Origin of the sequence: Neptuniibacter sp. QD72_48, assembly GCF_047778065.1 — a bacterium.
Taxonomy (GTDB): domain Bacteria; phylum Pseudomonadota; class Gammaproteobacteria; order Pseudomonadales; family Balneatricaceae; genus Neptuniibacter.
Map to the genome: position 1 here is coordinate 2,611,368 of NZ_CP180547.1, position 19,125 is coordinate 2,630,492.

The window sequence follows — 19,125 nt, forward strand, 5'->3', positions numbered from 1 at the left end:
GACCCCATTTATCTTATAGGGGCAGGTTTTAGATGATTTAAGTGCGGAGAACAAAGATCTAAAAACACATTTTTCCAACGTTCTGGTAAATCATTAAACTCTTCACCCCAATTTTGAGAAATGTGCTCATAAGCCTTATATGGCTTTTCACTTGATGGCGCGGCATAGCCTAACAAGTCTTCTATACACTCTTCGATCATTATCCTGCGTTCAGCACCTGTTTGGGCAAGAATAGGCGCATTCATTGCTTCCGCCTTTTCCGTTCCAGCATCTCGATCGTGCATAAAGATGTAATTAACATCTAATGTATTAAGGTATTTTGCTATCGAAATTAATACAGCTTTACCACGAGCCCTTAGGAACTCGCAGTTCCCTATTACCCTAGCTTTATCTTCAGAGTTTAAACGCTTAATTGTTTCTCTAACGACAACTTCTTCTGTGTCCCCTTCCACAAATATACATTTGTTTGTGAAGAACATTCTTGAGATATAGTCATCAACTTTTAAAAGCATCTTAAGATTTTGTTTTTCATCCTGTTGAAGCTCAGAGAAAGCATTTTCAAGATTGAATGATGTAGTCCCAGTAAAACCACCCTCGGTATATGAAAATTTAGTTAAGCTAATACTCTTGTCCGTGCCAAGATTTACCATATATGGGGAATGAGTTGTCGCAACTATTTGACAACTAGGTCCAGCTAGCTCGTACAACGAATCCCTGAGTTGATTTGCAGCCGAAGGGTGCAGGTAGATTTCAGGCTCTTCAAAACAGAAAATTGTGCTTCGAGCATTATCTGCATTTTTATTTACAAATTCCTGCACAAACCTAAGTAGCTGAAATGCTGTTGCTCTGATCATACCGTGACCTTGGTATGAAACTTCTGTCTTTACATTGCTTTCCAGTTCAACTGAAAACTGTGGCTTAATGGTTTTCTCTGGCTTATCTAATGCAGCAGAAACATGGACAGATGAATCTGGGAACAAGTTGTGAACCATACCATTTAGTTCTTGAATTAACTTACCAAAGTCAGTGTCTGTATCACTTGGATTTAGCTCGGATGCGAGTTCATTTAAAAAACGCTGTGCTTGTTCATAGTTTTCTGACTGAGACCGCACTTGTTCAAACAAATCACCTAAAAGAGAATGCAATGCTCCGTTACTTGAGGTTAATTCTGATACGCATGATTCAGCAGGTACAACAACTATACGAGGTAATTTAGAAAGTACGTTACCAGGAATACCGCCTGGATTTTCAACCCACCCTGGTTCTTGATCTTCTTGAACTTCCCAATATTCTGTTAAATCTTCTAGCTTCTCTTTAACAGCCTTAATGGTTAGTCTTTTTGTAAAGTTACCCTCACCGAAGAATTCTTTTAAAAACTCTTCACTAAGGCTTTCGCCTACCAACTCGGACACTTGTGTTGCACCAACAAACTGGTCTTTAGGCTTTTTAGGGTATTCAAGCATGAAAACTTTTGGTTTAGATTGCTTGATAGACCAAACTTTTTTGTAAACTATACTGTTCTCAGTTTCATCTGGTAAAGGCGCTTCAGCCTTAATGATTCGGCCCTTAAAGCCTACCCACTCTTTAGCCTCTTCTGGTAAGTTGTGGTATTCTGCAACCATTTCGATTTCTTCAGAATATTCATACAAATCTTCTTCTTGATTGTACGTTTTCGAATAATCTTCTCTCAGCGCATTCTTAGCACTATGCAGAAGTTGAATTGCTGAAAACACACTAGATTTACCCGCATTATTTGCACCAATTAGAAAAGTCGAGTCCCTAAAGCTAATCGTACAACCTTTTAATTTTCGAAAATTATCAATCTTGATTTTGTGTAATCTCACCTAACCACCTTAATTATAATGTTGTACTGAACTTAAGCCTTATAACGCCTGAAGCAACTACGCAGTATGCGTCGGATACCTTTCCTTGTTATGAGGAAACTTGCTGGAGAAAAGCAACTAATTGACCTGTGTTTATAGGCCTATCACCGCAGTTGAACTTCCCCCAAAGATCAAATACCTTTTTCTCTTCTAGATTAGGAGCCCGACCACCACTTCCTGATGAGCCACACTCACCACAGGATAAAACCAGGTCGATCCCAGGCTTTTTGATACTTATTGTTATACAAACAGGGATATCGTCATTCTCACGGCCTTTTACTTGACGGTGAATCCAATCAGGATTGATATCGGAAAGTCTTTTCTTTTCTTCGTTAATTGTAATTTCAATCATAACCACTCCTTAGTATTGATTCTCATAACATTTGTACATACGGGAGTCCGCATATATGCCCTAACCGTATTTATTTAAAAATAGAAGTAACGCACTGAAAAGTATGGGTTTATTTTGAAACATTCAGGGTTCTTCCGTAGCAAACAGCGCACGGACTACCTCAATTGAAATACGAGGAGCTACCTATCCTAACTGCACTTCTATCTATCTGATTTATTAAATATTGAGCTCCAACCAGTATTCCGACCTTGCTTAATCATGCCCAGTACAAAAAACTACAGTTTCACCTCTATCTCATCATCCTTTGATCTAAATTCTTATACTTCAGTAGACCTCACCTACATGTGGTTACCAGCCGCCGCTGGCAATACGGTTTCCCTCGCCCACAAAAAAACCAGCACAAAAGCCGGTTTTAAAGTCTTTTTCTCTAGCGGCAACGCCGCGTCCTACAAGCGAAGCGTTCTCTAGCTGCGAAGCAGCGTCCTAGCAACTACAAACGGAGCGCTCTAGAGAATTCTTAAGGTAAGCCTTGCTTAATACACTCCCCTTTCCTAGGACCCCATCCTTTCCCCCAAATACTCCACCAGCATCCGAACTTTAGGCGACAGGTGCCGATTATGTGGATACAGAGCCCAGATCCCCTCAGGTTCCGGTTGATAGCCCTCTAGCAAGGGAACAAGTTTCCCTTGTTCGATATGCTCTTTTACGTAGTAATCTGGCAGTTGTACGATACCTATCCCTTTTAGCGCTGCATCTAATAGCGCTAAGCCACTATTGCAGCGCAAGCTGCCTTTGATCCGTACTTCCCTCTCTTGGCCCTGATCCAATAAGCGCCAGTAATCTAAAGTACCTTGCAGGCAGTTGTGTTGTTCTAGCTCGGAGATAGAGTCTGGGCGGCCGTGGGCGTTGAGGTAATCCTTTGAGGCGCAGATAAACTGTTGTCGAGCGCCTAATCGCTTGGCGATCATGCTGGAGTCTGCCAGCTTGCCTAAGCGGATTGCTAGGTCATAGCCCTCTTCAACCAGCGCGACCCTTTGGTTACTGAGGTGACATTCCACTTCGAGTTCTGGGTACTGCAACATAAAATCGTTTAGCAGTGGGATGATTTTGGTTTCGCCAAAGGTGGTTGGGGCGGTGAGCTTAAGTTTGCCTTGTGGCCGACTTTGTAACTGGCTGAGTGCTCTTTCTGCTTCGTCTAGGCCATCTAGCAATTGGCGGCAGTGTTGGTAGTAGACTTTTCCTTCTTCTGTCACTGATACCCTGCGGGTGGTGCGGTAAAACAGTTTTGTCGCAAGACGCTTTTCTAAAGCGCTGATCTGCCTACTGACTTGTGCAGTAGAGATACCTAAGCGCTGCGAAGCTGCGGTGAAACTTTCTGTCTCTGCTACAGCAACAAATTCGGTAACCCCCTCCCAGCCAAACATTATTACCACCTCGTAAAAGTATTTTTATATTTAGCTAGATTATAACTATTTATGAAAAAACTATACTAGTCAAACGATTTCACACAATCACATGTAATCGGCTCCACCTACTTAGCGTGGGGCCAAATAATAGAGCTATATTGACTAGCCGAGAGTAGAGCCATGATTAAATCAAAAGCAGCCATCGCTTGGGGGCCTAACCAGCCACTATCCATCGAAGAAGTCGACGTAATGCCACCGCAAAAAGGTGAAGTGCTTATCAAAATTGTGGCGACAGGTGTCTGCCATACCGATGCCTTCACCCTTTCTGGCGAAGACCCAGAAGGCATCTTCCCTGCCATTTTAGGCCACGAAGGCGGCGGTATTGTTGAAGCTGTGGGCGAAGGTGTGACCAGTGTAGAGGTGGGTGATCACGTCATCCCGCTGTACACACCTGAATGCGGCGAGTGTAAGTTTTGCAAATCCGGCAAAACCAACCTTTGCCAAAAAATACGAGAAACACAGGGTAAAGGCTTAATGCCCGATGGCACCACCCGTTTTTATAAAGATGGTCAGCCGATCTATCACTATATGGGTTGCTCTACTTTCTCTGAATACACAGTACTACCTGAGATCTCACTGGCGAAAGTGAACAAAGCGGCACCGCTAGAAGAGGTTTGCCTATTAGGCTGTGGCGTGACGACCGGTATGGGTGCAGTCATGAATACCGCCAAGGTAGAAGAAGGCGCAACTGTTGCGATCTTTGGTTTGGGCGGTATTGGTCTGTCTGCTGTCATTGGTGCAACTATGGCGAAAGCGAGCCGTATCATCGCCATTGATATTAACGAAAGTAAGTTTGATCTGGCTAAACAGCTAGGCGCTACCGAATGCATTAACCCTAAAAACTACGACAAGCCGATTCAGGATGTCATCGTTGAATTAACCGATGGCGGCGTTGATTACTCGTTCGAGTGTATCGGTAATGTTGATGTGATGCGCTCTGCCCTTGAATGCTGCCATAAAGGCTGGGGCGAGTCGGTAATTATCGGTGTAGCTGGTGCAGGTCAGGAGATCTCTACCCGTCCATTCCAGTTGGTGACTGGACGTGTTTGGCGCGGTACTGCCTTTGGTGGCGTTAAAGGCCGCTCTGAGCTGCCTGATTATGTGGAACGCTATTTACAAGGTGAGTTTAAGCTGTCTGACTTTATCACCCACACGATGGGGCTAGAGGACATTAACAAAGCGTTCGACTTGATGCACGAAGGTGAAAGTATTCGCAGCGTTATTCACTTCGATAAGTAATTGTCTTAAGTAACCCTAACCGAAATCCGCCCTGAGTCTATTCAGGGTGGATGTGAGTAAACTCAATGCAGATTGAAAATTTAGCTCAATTCAAAAGCTTTGGTGGTTGGCAGAAGCAGTACCAGCATGACTCCACTAGCTTGAACTGCAGCATGCGCTTCTCTATTTTTCTTCCGCCGCAAACTCTGGCGGGAGAGAAAGTACCAGTGCTATATTGGCTATCCGGCCTTACTTGTACCGATGAGAACTTTATTCAGAAAGCCGGTGCCCAGCGTATCGCCGCTGAGTTAGGTATGGCTATTGTCACTCCTGATACCAGCCCTCGTGGTGATGGCGTTGCAGATGATCCCGGGTATGACTTAGGCATGGGTGCTGGCTTTTATGTCAATGCCACCCAAGCGCCGTGGCAGCAGCACTACCAGATGTACGATTACATTGTGACTGAGCTGCCCGCCCTGATTGAGGCGAACTTCCCTGTCACTGAGCAACGGGCGATTTCTGGTCACTCTATGGGTGGACATGGCGCGTTGATGATCGCTCTGCGCAAGCCACAGCGTTTCTCATCTGTGAGTGCATTTAGCCCGATTACCAATCCAATAAATTGCCCTTGGGGTCAGAAGGCATTTGGCGCTTACCTAGGTGATGATGCCGAAACTTGGAAACAATACGATAGCTGTGAGCTGTTTAAGAACGCGAATAACTTTATGCCGACACTGATTGATCAAGGCAAGAAAGATCAGTTTTTGGATGAACAGCTGAAACCTGAAGCGCTATTAGCTGCGGCTGTGAATAATCCTGTGGAGCTGCGTTTACACGATGGCTACGACCATAGCTATTACTTTATTGCGAGCTTTATAGAAGAGCATCTAAGGTTTCATGCAAAGCACTTTTAGATAAGCACTCTTTTATATTCCCTAAGATAACAAGTGCTTCTGCAGCGCTTGAAGAGCGCTTGGTATCTTAATGCTAACTATTCTGAATTAACGTTTAAGACGCCTTCGTCACTGTCGGCAAAGCGCAATGCTATGGCTAACAGATCGCCCTGTATTTCGATAAAGCAATCGACCAAATCAGGATCAAAATGATTGCCTCTGCCCTCTTCTATGATCGCCACCGCTTGCTCATGGGACATGGCATTTTTATAAACACGTTTTGAGATCAGGGCATCATAAACATCAGCGATAGCCATTAACCTTGCGGAAAGCGGAATATCTTCGCCTTTTAAGCCCTCAGGGTAGCCAGAACCATCCCACTTCTCTTGATGCGAGTAAGCAATCTCTTTAGCAACCTTTAGGAAATCCACTTCAACGCCCAACTGAGCTTCCGCTTGTTCGATCGCTTCTTTACCTAGGGTGGTATGGCTTTTCATGATTTCGAACTCGTCGTCCTCAAATGGCCCTGGCTTTAAAAGAATATGATCTGGAATACCGACCTTCCCGATATCGTGTAAAGGCGCTGATTTGAACAGCACATCAATATAAACATCGGTTAAGAGTTCGCTGTATTTAGGTAAGAATCTGAGCTTTTCAGCTAAGGCACGGATATAAAATTGGGTACGACGAATATGGTTGCCAGTATCGGAATCCCTTGTTTCGGCTAATGAAGCAAGGATAAGAATGGTAACGTCCTGCACCATAGTGACTTCTTGGGTACGACGGCGAACCTCTTTTTCTAAGAACTCATTTTTATCCGCTAAGAAATCCTTTTGTGCTTTCAATTGCAGATGATTAGACACCCTTGCCATCAGGATCTCTGGATTAACCGGTTTCGTTAGGTAATCCACCGCGCCTAATGCCAGTCCTTTGGTTTCATCGCGGCTTTCGGTTTTAGCTGTTAAAAAGATGATGGGGATATCTGCTGTGTTTGAAGCTTCTTTAAGGCGCTTACAAACTTCGTATCCATCCATCTCGGGCATCATGATATCGAGTAGGATTAGATCAGGCGGGGTTGCCGAGTTGACTATATCTAGTGCTTTGGAACCGGAGTTACTCACTTTAACGCGGTAGTGCTCTTTTAAAAGCGCAGACATAAGCGCCAGATTATCTGGCGTATCATCAACAACAAGAACAGTAGGCTTTTCCACCCACTGAGACTGCGTCTTGCTCATTTACGTGCTCCATCATTGCTTAAAAAGCGTTGGATTATGCAAACATGTCTTTTTAGCAGGTTGTTAAAATCAGTATAGCTACACAACCTTAATCGGAACCAACTGCGGCCTAAAAACTTCATTCCCTATAAGTTATCGAGCGCCTCTTCCATTTCAGAAAGGCGCTCTAAAGCTAGATCAAAATCAAACACGTTGATCGCCTTCGCAACAGGCTCAAGTATCTCTAAAGCCTTGCCGCCTAACTCACTCTCAAGGGCTTCTATAACCTCAAGCGCTTCACTATCACTCTCTAAAAGGTAATTTCGTAATTTAGGGATAGATGCAATTAGTTTTTCTGCATTACAGTTTTGACCTGATGCCAAACTAGCCGTAGCTATAAGACCTGATGCCTCTATATTTGCCACGACTAACGCGGCCTCTTCAACAACGTCTTTAACAGCGCCTTGAATGTCAGCCACTTTAAAGTTTGCTTCGGCGCATAAGCTTTCTAACTCTTCTGCTAAAACTTCCAACTCTGTGGCACCAATGGTTGCAGCAGCGCCTTTCAAAGTGTGGGCACAGCGCATCGGTGCGGTAGGATCTTCATCTTCAATCGCTGCGGTGAATTGAGCATCAAAATCTCGGTGGTGCTCATAAAACCCTTTTAACATTTTAAGATAGAGCTCGTGGTTTCCCCGCATACTGGAGAGTCCCTTGGCTGTATCAACGTGAGGTATTACTGGAAAGTCTAAGTCTTGGATAACCGGAGCAGACTCGATAACACGAGAATTACGTTTTGATACACAGGCCCAACGCTCAATGGTTGCATACATCTGATCAATATTGATCGGCTTACCAATATGATCATTCATGCCCGCATTCAGCACTCGCTCTTTATCACTTGTTAAGGCATTGGCGGTCATGGCAATAATTGGCAGGTGTTTCACTTTCTCCATCTGCCGTATTCTTTCGGTTGCCTGAAAACCATCCATCACAGGCATCTGGCAATCCATCAATACGATGTCGAAGTTTGTCTCCATCGATAAGATATCGACAGCCTCCTGACCATTATTGGCGATCGTAACGTTGATCTTCGCCTGCTTTAATAGCTCGGTAGCCAGCTCTTGATTCATCTCGTTATCTTCGACTAATAAGACAGACAGACCGGCCAGATCAACACGTTCTTTTTCTTTCACAGCAGAGCGGTGATTTTCAACCACAGTGCCTTTGTTCAGCGAGGTACCTATAGCTTCTAGCAAAAACGAGGCAGTTACAGGTTTAGTCAAAACAGATTCAATTTCGACCCCGCGTTCGTTTGCCTCATCGATAGCATCCTCACGGCTATAACCGGTTACCATAATGGCCGGTGGGCAGATGATGTTCTCATTGCGTCTTAAATCTTCAAGGGTAGTGACACCATCTTTTTGCGGCATTTGCCAATCAATCAATAGGAGGTCATAACGATTATCGGGAGCTTGGTGTTCGACAATGATCTGTTCCGCTTCATCGCCATCAGAAGCGGTATCCGCTTGCATACCAAAGCTGTTGATCAGATTGGCGATAATATCGCGAGCAGCGGCATTATCATCAACCACCAGTACTCTTACACCATCCAACTCTTCGGCGTGGAACATGCGGCGCTGCATCGGATCTTTTTGTAAGCCTAAACGTGCTGTGAAATGGAATGTAGTGCCTTGGCCGACTTCGCTTTCCAACCAGATTTCCCCATCCATCAGCTCGACCAGCTTTTTGGAGATCACCAAGCCTAATCCGGTGCCGCCATATTTTCGCGTGGTAGAGGTATCGGCTTGAGAGAAGCTCTGGAACATTTTGCTTTTCTGCTCAAGGGTCATGCCGATGCCAGTATCTTTAACCGCACAATGGAGAGTGACGTGCTTGGACTCCATCTTTTCTATATGGATGCTGATAACAATCTCGCCCTCGTCAGTGAACTTCACAGCATTGTTGGCAAGGTTAGTCAGAATTTGTCCGAGTTTCAGTGGATCACCAATCAAAGCGGTAGGGATATTAGCAGGGCTATCAAACAGCAGTTCTAAGCCCTTCTCTTCCGCTTTCATGGCTAGAATGCTGGCGATGTTTTCCATCACATCATCAAGGTAGAACTCGGTCGATTCGAGTGTCATCTTGCCTGCTTCAATTTTGGAAAAGTCTAAGATTTCATTGATGATGCCTAAGAGATTTTCCCCTGCGCGATTGACCTTCTCGATGTAATTTCTTTGTTTGGTATTTAACTCAGTTTGTAGAGCAAGATGTGACATACCGATGATGGCATTCATCGGAGTTCTGATTTCATGGCTCATGTTAGCAAGGAAATCACTCTTAGCTTGCGTTGCTTCCTCTGCAAGCTCTTTCGCTTTTAGCATCTCCTGCTCAGCCGCTTTTCGCTCGGCTATGTCGCGGAGGCTGACAATCAGAGCTGGCTTATTCTTCAAGCTAATAGGTACTAATGAGACCTCACATGGTACCTCCTCGTCTGAGGTGTTTTTAAGCACCCAATCGAACTGATGAGGCTCAGTTCCTGCCAACGCAACCTCTAAATGCCGCTCAATCTCTTGCGAAGAAAGTAGTCCATCTGGCTGGAACTCCGGTGAAAGCGAAGCCGGAGAGCATTTTAGTAATCCATTGATATCTTCGAATCCAAATATATCTACCGCTCTGCGGTTAGCATGGATAAAGCCCTCTTTAGGGCTTAAAACAAGTAGGCCATCACTTGAATTTTCAAAATAGGCATTCACCTTCTCTTCGGTTTCTTTTCGTTCCGTGATGTCCTCAAGCATCCAAACCGTACCTTTGGAGAGATCATCTGCATCGCGGACTTTACCGCTCAAATGACACCAAAACAGTGTGCCATCAGCTTTCACCATCTGAACTTCTTGTTGATGCACTTTGCCTTTGGCTAGTTCCCCATAGGCATATTCACCGATATAGTTGAACGTTTCCTCATCGGGATACCATTGCAAAGTGCTATGGCCCATCAAGTCTTCCATAGGACGTTCAAACAGTTCTGATAATTTGTTGTTTGCTTGCTGAACGACACGATCTTTAAGCAGTACGATTGCACTTGTAGCCGACTCTAAGATCGCTTTCTGCTCTATAGCTGCCTCATTAAGGGCATCTTGCGCTTGTTTTCTTTCCGTAATATCACGGTAAACAACCACCGCACCAATAATTTTATCGTCACTAAAAATTGGCGTGGATGTGTATTCAATTGGCAAGGAGTGCCCATGTTTGTGCCATAAGACCTCATCTTCACTGGATCGAGCCACACCATCTACAGCCGTATGACAAATACTCTTTGAATCTTCAGAATAAGGGTCTCCATTTGCGTCTGCGTAGTGGACTAATGTTTGGAAATTTTGCCCCAAAAATTCGTCCTCGGTATAGCCCAAATAGCTATAAGCTGCGGGATTAGCAAAGGTGATTTTTCCCTCGGTATTAAATCCCACAATACCGTCTTTAACAGCTTCAAGAATTAGACGGCTCCGCTTCTCAGCAGACTTAATCTCTCGTTGTTGCTCTTCCATCTCGGCTGTTTGTTCTTCAAGCAATGTTGCTTGGCGTTCCATCTTCTCAGCTTGCTCACGACTCTCATTAAGCAGTAGCTGGGTTTTATTACTCCTTTCAATGATCTCTAAATTCATGGCCAATATAGGCAGCAAACCTTCGATAAAGGCTTGTTCTGTTTGGCCAAATTCAACAAAGCTAGCGAGTTCAACCACCGCAAGAAGTTTGTTATTGTGGATCACAGGAAAGACAGAGATATTCTTTGGCTTCGCCTCGCCAACCCCCGAGCTGATCTTGATATAGTCTTCTGGTGGGTCAGTTAAAATAATAGGGGCCATCTCTAAAGCACACTGACCAATCAACCCCTCACCAACAGCAATAGTCTGCTTAAGAAATTTACGCTCTCTAAATGCATATCCCTCTAGCAGCTTTAGTTCTTTCTCCTGCTCGTTAAATAGATAGAAAACGCCGTGGCCTAGATGGATCAAAGGCGCGATCTTTTGCAAAAACGATTTAGCCAGCTCATTGGTCGTTCTGATCTGCTGCAGTTCCGCACTTATTTCCGAAATATTAGTTTTGATCCAGCGTTGGTTTTCAACTTGTAACAGTTCATCTCGCAGCTCTATAGCAGCTTCAAGCAGCTCTTTGATCTCTTGAGGCTGTCCTGCTTTAGAAATCTCTTGTTGGGCCGTCTTCTTATTGGCTAAAGCAGTTAAGGTTCTTCTCACTAATCCTATCGGCCTAAACATCGCCTTGAGTGTGGCTGAAACCATCAAGTAACTGGCGATTGCGACAAAGATTAAGAGCAAGCCTCCTTGGGTATTAAAGAGCTTTTCTTGTTGATCCAGTTCAGTGAGTAGATCTCCTCTTACATCCGATAATTTCTTTCTAAACTCGGCAGCAACCGAATCTACTTGCTTGTGATATTCCTGCACGCCCAGTGCTTTCACATAGAACTGCTTGGCATCGGAAATGCGATCTTCTTCGATCAGGCTTTGAAAATGCCTTAACTGTTGGCTGTATAAAGTAAAGTGATGAAACAGCAGCTTATTAAATTCGGATAGGCCTTCACGACCTGACAGTGAGGGGGCAATAGATAGATTGAAGATCTGTTTAGTTTCTTGAAGCGCAGTATAAGCTTCGAGGTATCGGTCCTGATCAATCGGATAGGACACCAGCATTTCTGCACTGATTAACTCGATCCGAGAAAGGTTATATCTAAACTCATCAACCGCATGCAGGCTGTTGCTTAAATGCTGCACCTGACCGTGGAGTCTGTTTTTTTCTGTGTAGTGCCAATAAAGAAAGGCGGCGAGCGTAATACCAATACTTAGAACAATAAAAAACGCCCAACGCACACGAGCTTTTAACGAAAAACCACGCAGAAACGACAACAATTTATACATCAGCACACTCTTCTTATGTCACAGGTTCAGCGAATGACCCATAATCAAAGCGTAGATATAAATTCAGGTTTTTCGAGTTTATTCTGGAATTAAACCGTAGTTAGTATTTAAGACACATAGTCCTAATTCGCTAATTTATATATTGATTTCAAAGGGAATAGAAGCAGATCAGAGTGTTATTCATGTATAAACACCGCCGCTAGAGATCAGTATTTTAGAAACTCTAAGGACTTAGAACTAGCTACCTGAGGAATGATTAGTGAGCTGCTTTCTTAAGGCTACTATCAAGAATTCCGATCCAAACACTGGTTGTAAGAAAACCGTCGGTCCAATCCTGCCATTTGGAGGATAGGCCCTTTAATTGCATCTGGCCCAAGTTCATCCCTTTCTCTTGCATGGCTTTTACTTCCGACAACGTGCCTTCTAGCATCAATTTAAACGCCTTTAATTCAGCTTTATTTGATACTGGACCGTGACCTGGAATGATAATTGTTTTGTCGTTAATGAGTTCGATTACTTTTCCTACATTCTCAGCCATTTGAACAACATTACCCCCATTCTGAATATCTACGAACGGGAAAAAACCATTGAAATAAAGATCGCCCATATGGATCGCATTGGCCTTTTTGAAGAAGACGACAGAATCACCATCGGTATGGCCACCAGCTAGATGAAGTAACTCGACCTCTTCATCATTGATGTAGAGCGTCAGAGCTTGTTGATAGGTAATAGACGGCAGCGCATGTTCTGGATAAGGCTCGGTTTTCATATTGAAGAGCTTAACCTCTTGAGAGGTAAGCAACCGCTCACGCACATTATCATGCGCGACAATAGTCGCGTGATGACCAAAGTGATGATTACCCTCTGTATGATCGCCATGCCAATGGGTGTTGATAATGTAAGTCAGCTTATCTTCGCCACCAAACTTTTGCAGAGTCCTCTTCAATGCAGGTGACATAGAGCGATAATCATCATCGATCATCAATAAACCCTGCTCACCAGCTAAGAGCCCAATATTTCCGCCCTTACCACGTAACATCGAAATATTTTCGGTCAATTGCTGTACTTTGAACTTAGTCGCTTGTTGGTGGTGATTTTCAGCACTAACAGGCATCGCAATGCTCAAACTAAGCGCTAAAGCTGAAACAAGACACTTAACCGACATTAACTTTTCCTTATGTAACATTAGGATCCAATTTGGATTCCATACTGGAAACTAACTATAGCTCATTAATGATAACGATACTCAATAATGGATCAAAATATTGACCTAGGCCCGACTAAGCCAATCCAATTGCACTTGTTTTGAGTGAAAACTCCAAGCAACGAACCGAGTAAGCTTTTGTCCTTGGTACATGTCTATCGTAATTACTTTTTTAGCTTTTACATTTTTTAAAGCTTGGTACACCATGGGCAGGTTATCTTTTTTAGATATCAAACAGGTAAACCAGAGCGATTGTTCAGCAAAGACTGCACTCTCTTTGATCATCTGCCTTACAAAAGCTATCTCTCCTCCTTTGCACCACAATTCTGCTCCTTGCCCAGCAAAATTTAGTACTTGATCATTACCGGAAGATGTCTGTTTGCCACGATTTAAATTTCTAATCTTCCGTCTAGTCCCTGCTGTCGCTTCTTGAAGTGAAGCATGAAACGGAGGATTACACATAGTGAATGCAAAGCGATCAGAAGGTTTAATGATCTGCTTGAATACCTGCTGAGAGGATGGTTGTAGTCGACACTTAAGCTTCCCTTTCAAAACAGGATTCGCTTTGACTATCTGTTCAGCACAGGCAATGGAAACAGGATCGATATCACTACCAACAAACTTCCAACCGTAACTCTGGCTGCCAATCAGTGGATAGATGCAGTTAGCTCCGGTACCTACATCTAAACCTTGCACCTGCGCTCCAACCGGCACTTTCCCGCCATTAGATTCAGCCAGTAGATCCGCAATATAGTGAAGATAATCAGCGCGGCCTGGAATTGGCGAGCAGAGATAGCCTTCAGGGAAATCCCAAAACTGAATATTGTATTCAGTGCTTAATAACGCCTGATTGAGTAGTTTTACCGCTTTAGGTTCTGCAAAGCGAATAGAGGTTTCACCTCGTGGCGTTTCATAGGTGTATTCAGCTAACTCAGGAAATGCTTTAACCAAACGAGGAATATCATAAGGTGCTGTATGCGGATTGCGCGGATGCAGACCTGATTTTTGTTTGTTCTTTTGAGTAGATGCTTTAGAGGATGAATTATTTGCTCTAGCCACAGCGATGCCAGTAGAAGATAGAAAGCAGGAATTGTAGCAAGATTATGGCGTTACTGTTTACACCACGAAGATAAAAGAAAACCAGACCTTACCTTTCACAGACCCCGACGTATGTTCCCGGTAAGGACTGGCACTCTTTCCAGCGATAAGAGATCCTCTCTTTTTTATAAGTTGGATACCATGCGAACACGGTATTCATTAGCGACTATGCGCCATTGTGGGACCTCATCCATAACGCCCACTTGATCTAGGTAACGTAGCGATAAACTACTCGCCAGATCACATTCTCCTGCTACATCAACCGAAGGAAGCATAGCGTCCGCAACATGTACTGCAGTTAACGGACTGAATTCTTTAGCCGCAGACAGATGAGGGACATGATGCAACATGACGGCCTCAACAACCTGCGGCGGTAAATTCCATAATGCCAATAAAGCAGCAGCAACCTCACCATGGAAGAAGCCACAAGCGGCTTTTTCTACTAAATAGATCGGCTTTTGTTTTTTAACGGCATAGTTGATCAATTTTTTATACTGTGCCGGATCATGGGCAGCCATAATCATGACACCTAAATCATGTAATAAACCTGCCAAAAAGGCTTGATCCTGAACTGCTTTGCTCGCTCCAGCTCTTCTCGATAACGCTTGTGCTAGGCGAGCTACTAGTAAAGAACGTTGGCCCATCTGTTCAAAAGAGAACTGATCCCAATCTTGCCCTTCTTTAAACTGGTTATTCAATTGGCTGCTCAATGCCATACTTCTAAGGTTTCTTACGCCCAATAAAGAGATCGCTTCTCGCAGATCAGAAATTGGACGACTAAAACCAAAGAATGCCGAATTCACCTGTTTCATGATTTGCGCAACCACCGATGGGTCCTGCTCAATAATTTCACTGATCTCTTTAAGATCCGCGACATCTGAGTTAACCGCTTCGGTCAATTGACGATACATACTTGGTGGCGACGGTAAACACCCAACAGTTGAAACATAAGTCTGCAAGGATGAACGATTAAGCAGCTTAACCAGCTTAATCTGGTACTCCAGTTCTTCTGCAACCTCTTGGATTGGAACATTGTTTGGATAAATACGATGTGCAATTTCAGCAGCTTTCGCTTTAAAACCGGCATTCCAAAATTCTGCCCCAAGGAAAACTCTAACAGAGTGCGGCTGAATGCGAGATAAATTAGCCATCAATTCTATATCGACTACTGCTCGCATCGAACAAGGCAGAATAACCGCGTCGAATCTATGTTGCTCCAATTGATCGATTAAGCTCTCTTTCGAATCTAAACGAACAAACGCCCAATTAAATTCAGACCCCTCTATCTCACGACTCCAAGCCGCTAAGCTGCCCTGTTCATCAAGCATAGCGATCTTATATTTAGGTGAAGAGCCTTTATTGATAGTGCTCATAACGTTTACCTGCACATTTTTCGATTAATCATTACTGCTGTTACCAATCACTGTCGCTCTATATGCCTCAGTAACTGTAGTTACCTTAATCCTAGTGCCAATTAACCTTATTAAAAGCGCGTTTTTAGTAAAATTTTATCTATTTTGTATATAAATTTTTGAACATTGTTTTAAAAGCACCTTAAACTTCAGTAATTCCTTGGTTTTCTGGGTATTTAGGTGTTTTTAGTAAAATTTTATCTAGTTTTTAATGAGAAACTTTCACATTGAAAAACAATAAAAAGATAGATTTTTTGATGGTAAAGAGGAAAGGAAGCGAAATATCACCTCCCTTGTGAAAGGTGATTTGTGAGATTTTTCTAGCTAATCGTGACTCTGTTTCGACCAGCTTCTTTAGATTTATATAACATTTTATCTGCTGTATTGAGCAACGCATCTGGGCTATCCCCCATTTTATACTCCGCAACACCAAAGCTAACCGTGATATCAATTTGACTAGGAAAAATGTGATTTTGCACTAATACCCGAAGCTTATTAGCCAACTTTTCGGCCCCGATAATATCCATTTCAGGTGTCACAAGCATAAACTCCTCACCGCCCCACCGTCCTAGGATATCGGATTCTCGAATATTACTTTTCACCAAATTACTGACTTCGATAAGTACCTTATCCCCTACTTGGTGCCCACAGTTATCGTTCACCGCTTTGAAATGGTCAATATCAAAAAGCATAACGCAAAAGCTACCGCCGTAACGTTCTGCCCGGGCGACTTCTGCTTTTATCGCGGCATCCGTTTTTAAACGGTTATATAAACCCGTTAAGTGATCTGTCTGGCTAATACGCTCTAACTGTTTATTCTTCTCCTTTAGGATCTGATTGAATTGCCTAATGCTCCTAAAGCGGACAAAAAAGATCATAGATATAAGGAAAAAGACGACCAGTAACTGCCACAATAAAGTTTGATCAAATTTATTCTGTACAGTCACGCTATACCAGCGTTGCAAAATCTGGTTAGTTTTCTGTGGGGATAAGCCATCAACTGCTTTAGAAAAGATACTTAACAGCAAAGCATCATCTTTTCGAACCCCAACCCGTAAAACACTTTTGTACTCAGTAAAACCTGCAACTTTTACATTATGAGTTGCGAGCTCCTGTATATCTCTTAGCATGCTGATTTGAGTACCAATGGAGGCATAGGCCTTACCTGTGGAAACGAGTTTAATTGCTTCCTTTTGTGTTTGCGTATACACCACTTTGATCAGAGGGTAATCGCGTCGAATAAGTTCTTCATATATATAGTTCTTTGGCAGAGCCAAAACTTTACCCTGCAAGGCAGGTAAACCATCAATAAACAGAACATCGGTACGACTGACTAGAGCAACTGCAGCGGTCACATAAGGAGAGGTAAAATTAAGATAGGCGCTACGTTCTGGACTTTCGTTTAGCATTGATAGGATATCGCACTCTCTAGCCTTAGCTTTGTGCAAAGACTCACTCCAGCTTTTTGTCGGAACAAGCTGAATTCGAATACCCATCATTTGAGAATACTCTGTCATAAAGTCAGCAGACAAACCCACATGTTTACCTTGATCATTAATGGCTTCAAAAGGTAACCAATCTGGATCAATACACATCGTTATCTGTTCTTTAGATGTGAGGTACTTCTTTTCCTCTTCTGTAAAAGACAGCTGTTCAACCGCTAACACATTGCTGCTAAATAATAAAAAAAGAAGAAACCGGACCACACTCATTTCATCCCTCATTGCCTTTTAACAACGGTTCTGATGGACGCGACCAGATATAGCATAGGGCAAAGACAATTGTAGCAACGACAATTAATTTGAGGCCATAGTGAAAGGTTTTGAAAATCAGTGGATAACTAACCATAGCTAACATCATAACCGTTGCTAACCATTTAGCTTTTAAAGGAATAACGCCATCTTTTTCCCAATCTTGGATTATCTTTCCAAACAACTTATTTTGCAGCAACGCCTGATGCAACCTTTCAGAGCTTCTAGAAAAGCAAAATGCCGCTACTAAAAGGAATGGCGTTGTTGGTAGTAAAGGTAAAATAACCCCGATCAAACCGAGAAGCACACAGATAAATCCGGCGATTAAATATAGGGTACGTACAATCGTTTTTCTCAACAGATACTCCCTGTACCAAGCCACCTAGAAAGAATATATCAATACAGCAGTACGTATGTCGTGGACCTGTATCTATAAGATAGCAGGAATTTAGTATTTCAGGTTACATCAACAATTCCTGAAGAGGAAATACTCCCGCAAGAACTTAATAACATTCATTTAAATTTAAGGTAATAAGATGATGGATCTTGAAGTGATGTTATCTATCTTTAGCCCCCAGTTCCTAAGTTCGTGACGACTTAAAATCATTTTCCCTTGGCTTTGAAAGTGCATTGGAATTTGTGCGCTGCCTTTAGGTAAAGCTAGTAATTGTTTCGCTAGATTTGCCGCATCTTGGCCCATCAAAATACCACTGACGACCATCCCTGCCATTACCTTTCCTTTTCCAATCGCTTGCTCATGAGCAGTTATTGTCATTACAGGTGAGTTAGTCGATACCCAACGGCTTAAATCATCAAAGCTTACGTATTCACCGTTTTCTTCATGCATGGCGGCATAACCGGCTATCAGGATAAGATCATACCCTTGCTTTTTGCTGAGTTTAATTTGTTCTTTCCACGCATTTGCGCTCGAAACTCTGACAACATCAGCCCGAATGTTCTTAGCAATACTAAAATTAGATTTGCCTCCGAGATCATACTGATAGATCGCATCAGCGGTTAAACTATCGCCCAGTAAAATCAGGACCCGTCTCAGCTTTAAACGAGTTGCTCGAGCAAATTCTACAATTGAACGTTTAATCATCGGGCGCTCAACTACCCCAGTAATATTCTTAGCACTGAGAACCCAAGGATAGTCACGACGAATATCCGAGTTAATACCGCAAAAAACTACCGGTGTGGTTTTTGCTATCTGCTCGCCTAACAGGCCAAAACCATTGTCATCACAGATGATAACCAGATCAGGCTTTTGCTCCTCAAAAGCAATAAAAGCTCTTGCAGCACTGTACTTAAACATCCCTTTGGGTAAACGTTTAGTATCCATGTGATGAATGGATAACTGATATTCGTCGCCTAACTCTTGTTTTACACCTGCTGTGAGATCCTCCACCCACTTCATCTCTTGATGGTAACTGTGAATCAACATGATCTTAGTAGCAGCCACAGCCGTCTGTGCCGTACCAAGTGTTACCAACAGCCAAAAAATCAAAGACACAATGTTTCGCATATCAATCCTGTATGCTATTCAATGGGTTGCTTAATAAAATATAGATGATTATTTGAAATTAGACGGGCTGGCGCACAGCGAAAAGTGAATAAAGAATTACTTAGAGCTCCAACAGAAAGAACCTTAGTAGAAAATAGCGGCCTTAAAACAAGGAGGAGCGCGGATCTTACGCGCCCCC

Annotated in this window: 13 protein-coding genes; 2 read left to right on the top strand and 11 right to left on the bottom strand. The window is 43.2% G+C overall.

Going from position 1 to position 19,125, the window contains the following annotated elements:
* Positions 1-8: 8 nt before the first annotated feature.
* From ACMXYX_RS11755 to ACMXYX_RS11765, 3 genes are all read right to left on the bottom strand, one after another.
* On the bottom strand, positions 9-1,844 hold the full coding sequence (locus tag ACMXYX_RS11755; RefSeq protein ID WP_415906030.1) for an AAA family ATPase: 1,836 nt from the start codon (positions 1,842-1,844) through the stop codon (positions 9-11).
* An 88-nt stretch (positions 1,845-1,932) separates the two neighbouring features.
* Positions 1,933-2,235, bottom strand: a complete 303-nt coding sequence (locus tag ACMXYX_RS11760; RefSeq protein ID WP_415906031.1) for a hypothetical protein — start codon at positions 2,233-2,235, stop codon at positions 1,933-1,935.
* Between the two features lie 551 nt (positions 2,236-2,786).
* Positions 2,787-3,659 (bottom strand): LysR substrate-binding domain-containing protein, encoded by an 873-nt coding sequence (locus ACMXYX_RS11765; RefSeq protein WP_415906032.1) that lies wholly within the window; start codon positions 3,657-3,659, stop codon positions 2,787-2,789.
* Positions 3,660-3,821: 162 nt separating this feature from the next.
* On the opposite strand from ACMXYX_RS11765, the gene ACMXYX_RS11770 reads away from it, so the two are divergent.
* Positions 3,822-4,940: an S-(hydroxymethyl)glutathione dehydrogenase/class III alcohol dehydrogenase gene (locus ACMXYX_RS11770; protein WP_415881791.1), complete on the top strand. Its 1,119-nt coding sequence runs from the start codon at positions 3,822-3,824 to the stop codon at positions 4,938-4,940.
* Positions 4,941-5,005: 65 nt separating this feature from the next.
* Positions 5,006-5,833, top strand: coding sequence for an S-formylglutathione hydrolase (gene fghA, locus ACMXYX_RS11775; protein ID WP_415906033.1), 828 nt, complete (start codon positions 5,006-5,008; stop codon positions 5,831-5,833).
* 77 nt (positions 5,834-5,910) lie between these two features.
* On the opposite strand, the gene ACMXYX_RS11780 is transcribed toward fghA, so the two are convergent.
* From ACMXYX_RS11780 to ACMXYX_RS11815, 8 genes are all read right to left on the bottom strand, one after another.
* Positions 5,911-7,047, bottom strand: coding sequence for a response regulator (locus tag ACMXYX_RS11780; protein WP_415906034.1), 1,137 nt, complete (start codon positions 7,045-7,047; stop codon positions 5,911-5,913).
* Positions 7,048-7,172: 125 nt separating this feature from the next.
* Positions 7,173-11,957, bottom strand: a complete 4,785-nt coding sequence (locus tag ACMXYX_RS11785; protein ID WP_415906035.1) for a response regulator — start codon at positions 11,955-11,957, stop codon at positions 7,173-7,175.
* A gap of 256 nt (positions 11,958-12,213) precedes the next feature.
* Positions 12,214-13,122, bottom strand: coding sequence for an MBL fold metallo-hydrolase (locus tag ACMXYX_RS11790; protein WP_415906036.1), 909 nt, complete (start codon positions 13,120-13,122; stop codon positions 12,214-12,216).
* A gap of 105 nt (positions 13,123-13,227) precedes the next feature.
* Positions 13,228-14,220, bottom strand: a complete 993-nt coding sequence (gene rlmF, locus ACMXYX_RS11795; protein ID WP_415906037.1) for a 23S rRNA (adenine(1618)-N(6))-methyltransferase RlmF — start codon at positions 14,218-14,220, stop codon at positions 13,228-13,230.
* A gap of 164 nt (positions 14,221-14,384) precedes the next feature.
* Complete coding sequence (locus tag ACMXYX_RS11800) at positions 14,385-15,632, bottom strand: HDOD domain-containing protein (protein WP_415881797.1); 1,248 nt, start codon at positions 15,630-15,632, stop codon at positions 14,385-14,387.
* 359 nt (positions 15,633-15,991) lie between these two features.
* Positions 15,992-17,338, bottom strand: coding sequence for a diguanylate cyclase (locus ACMXYX_RS11805; protein WP_415881798.1), 1,347 nt, complete (start codon positions 17,336-17,338; stop codon positions 15,992-15,994).
* 46 nt (positions 17,339-17,384) lie between these two features.
* Positions 17,385-17,780, bottom strand: a complete 396-nt coding sequence (locus tag ACMXYX_RS11810; RefSeq protein WP_415881799.1) for a YbaN family protein — start codon at positions 17,778-17,780, stop codon at positions 17,385-17,387.
* Between the two features lie 165 nt (positions 17,781-17,945).
* Positions 17,946-18,947: an ABC transporter substrate-binding protein gene (locus ACMXYX_RS11815; protein ID WP_415881800.1), complete on the bottom strand. Its 1,002-nt coding sequence runs from the start codon at positions 18,945-18,947 to the stop codon at positions 17,946-17,948.
* Positions 18,948-19,125 lie beyond the last annotated feature (178 nt).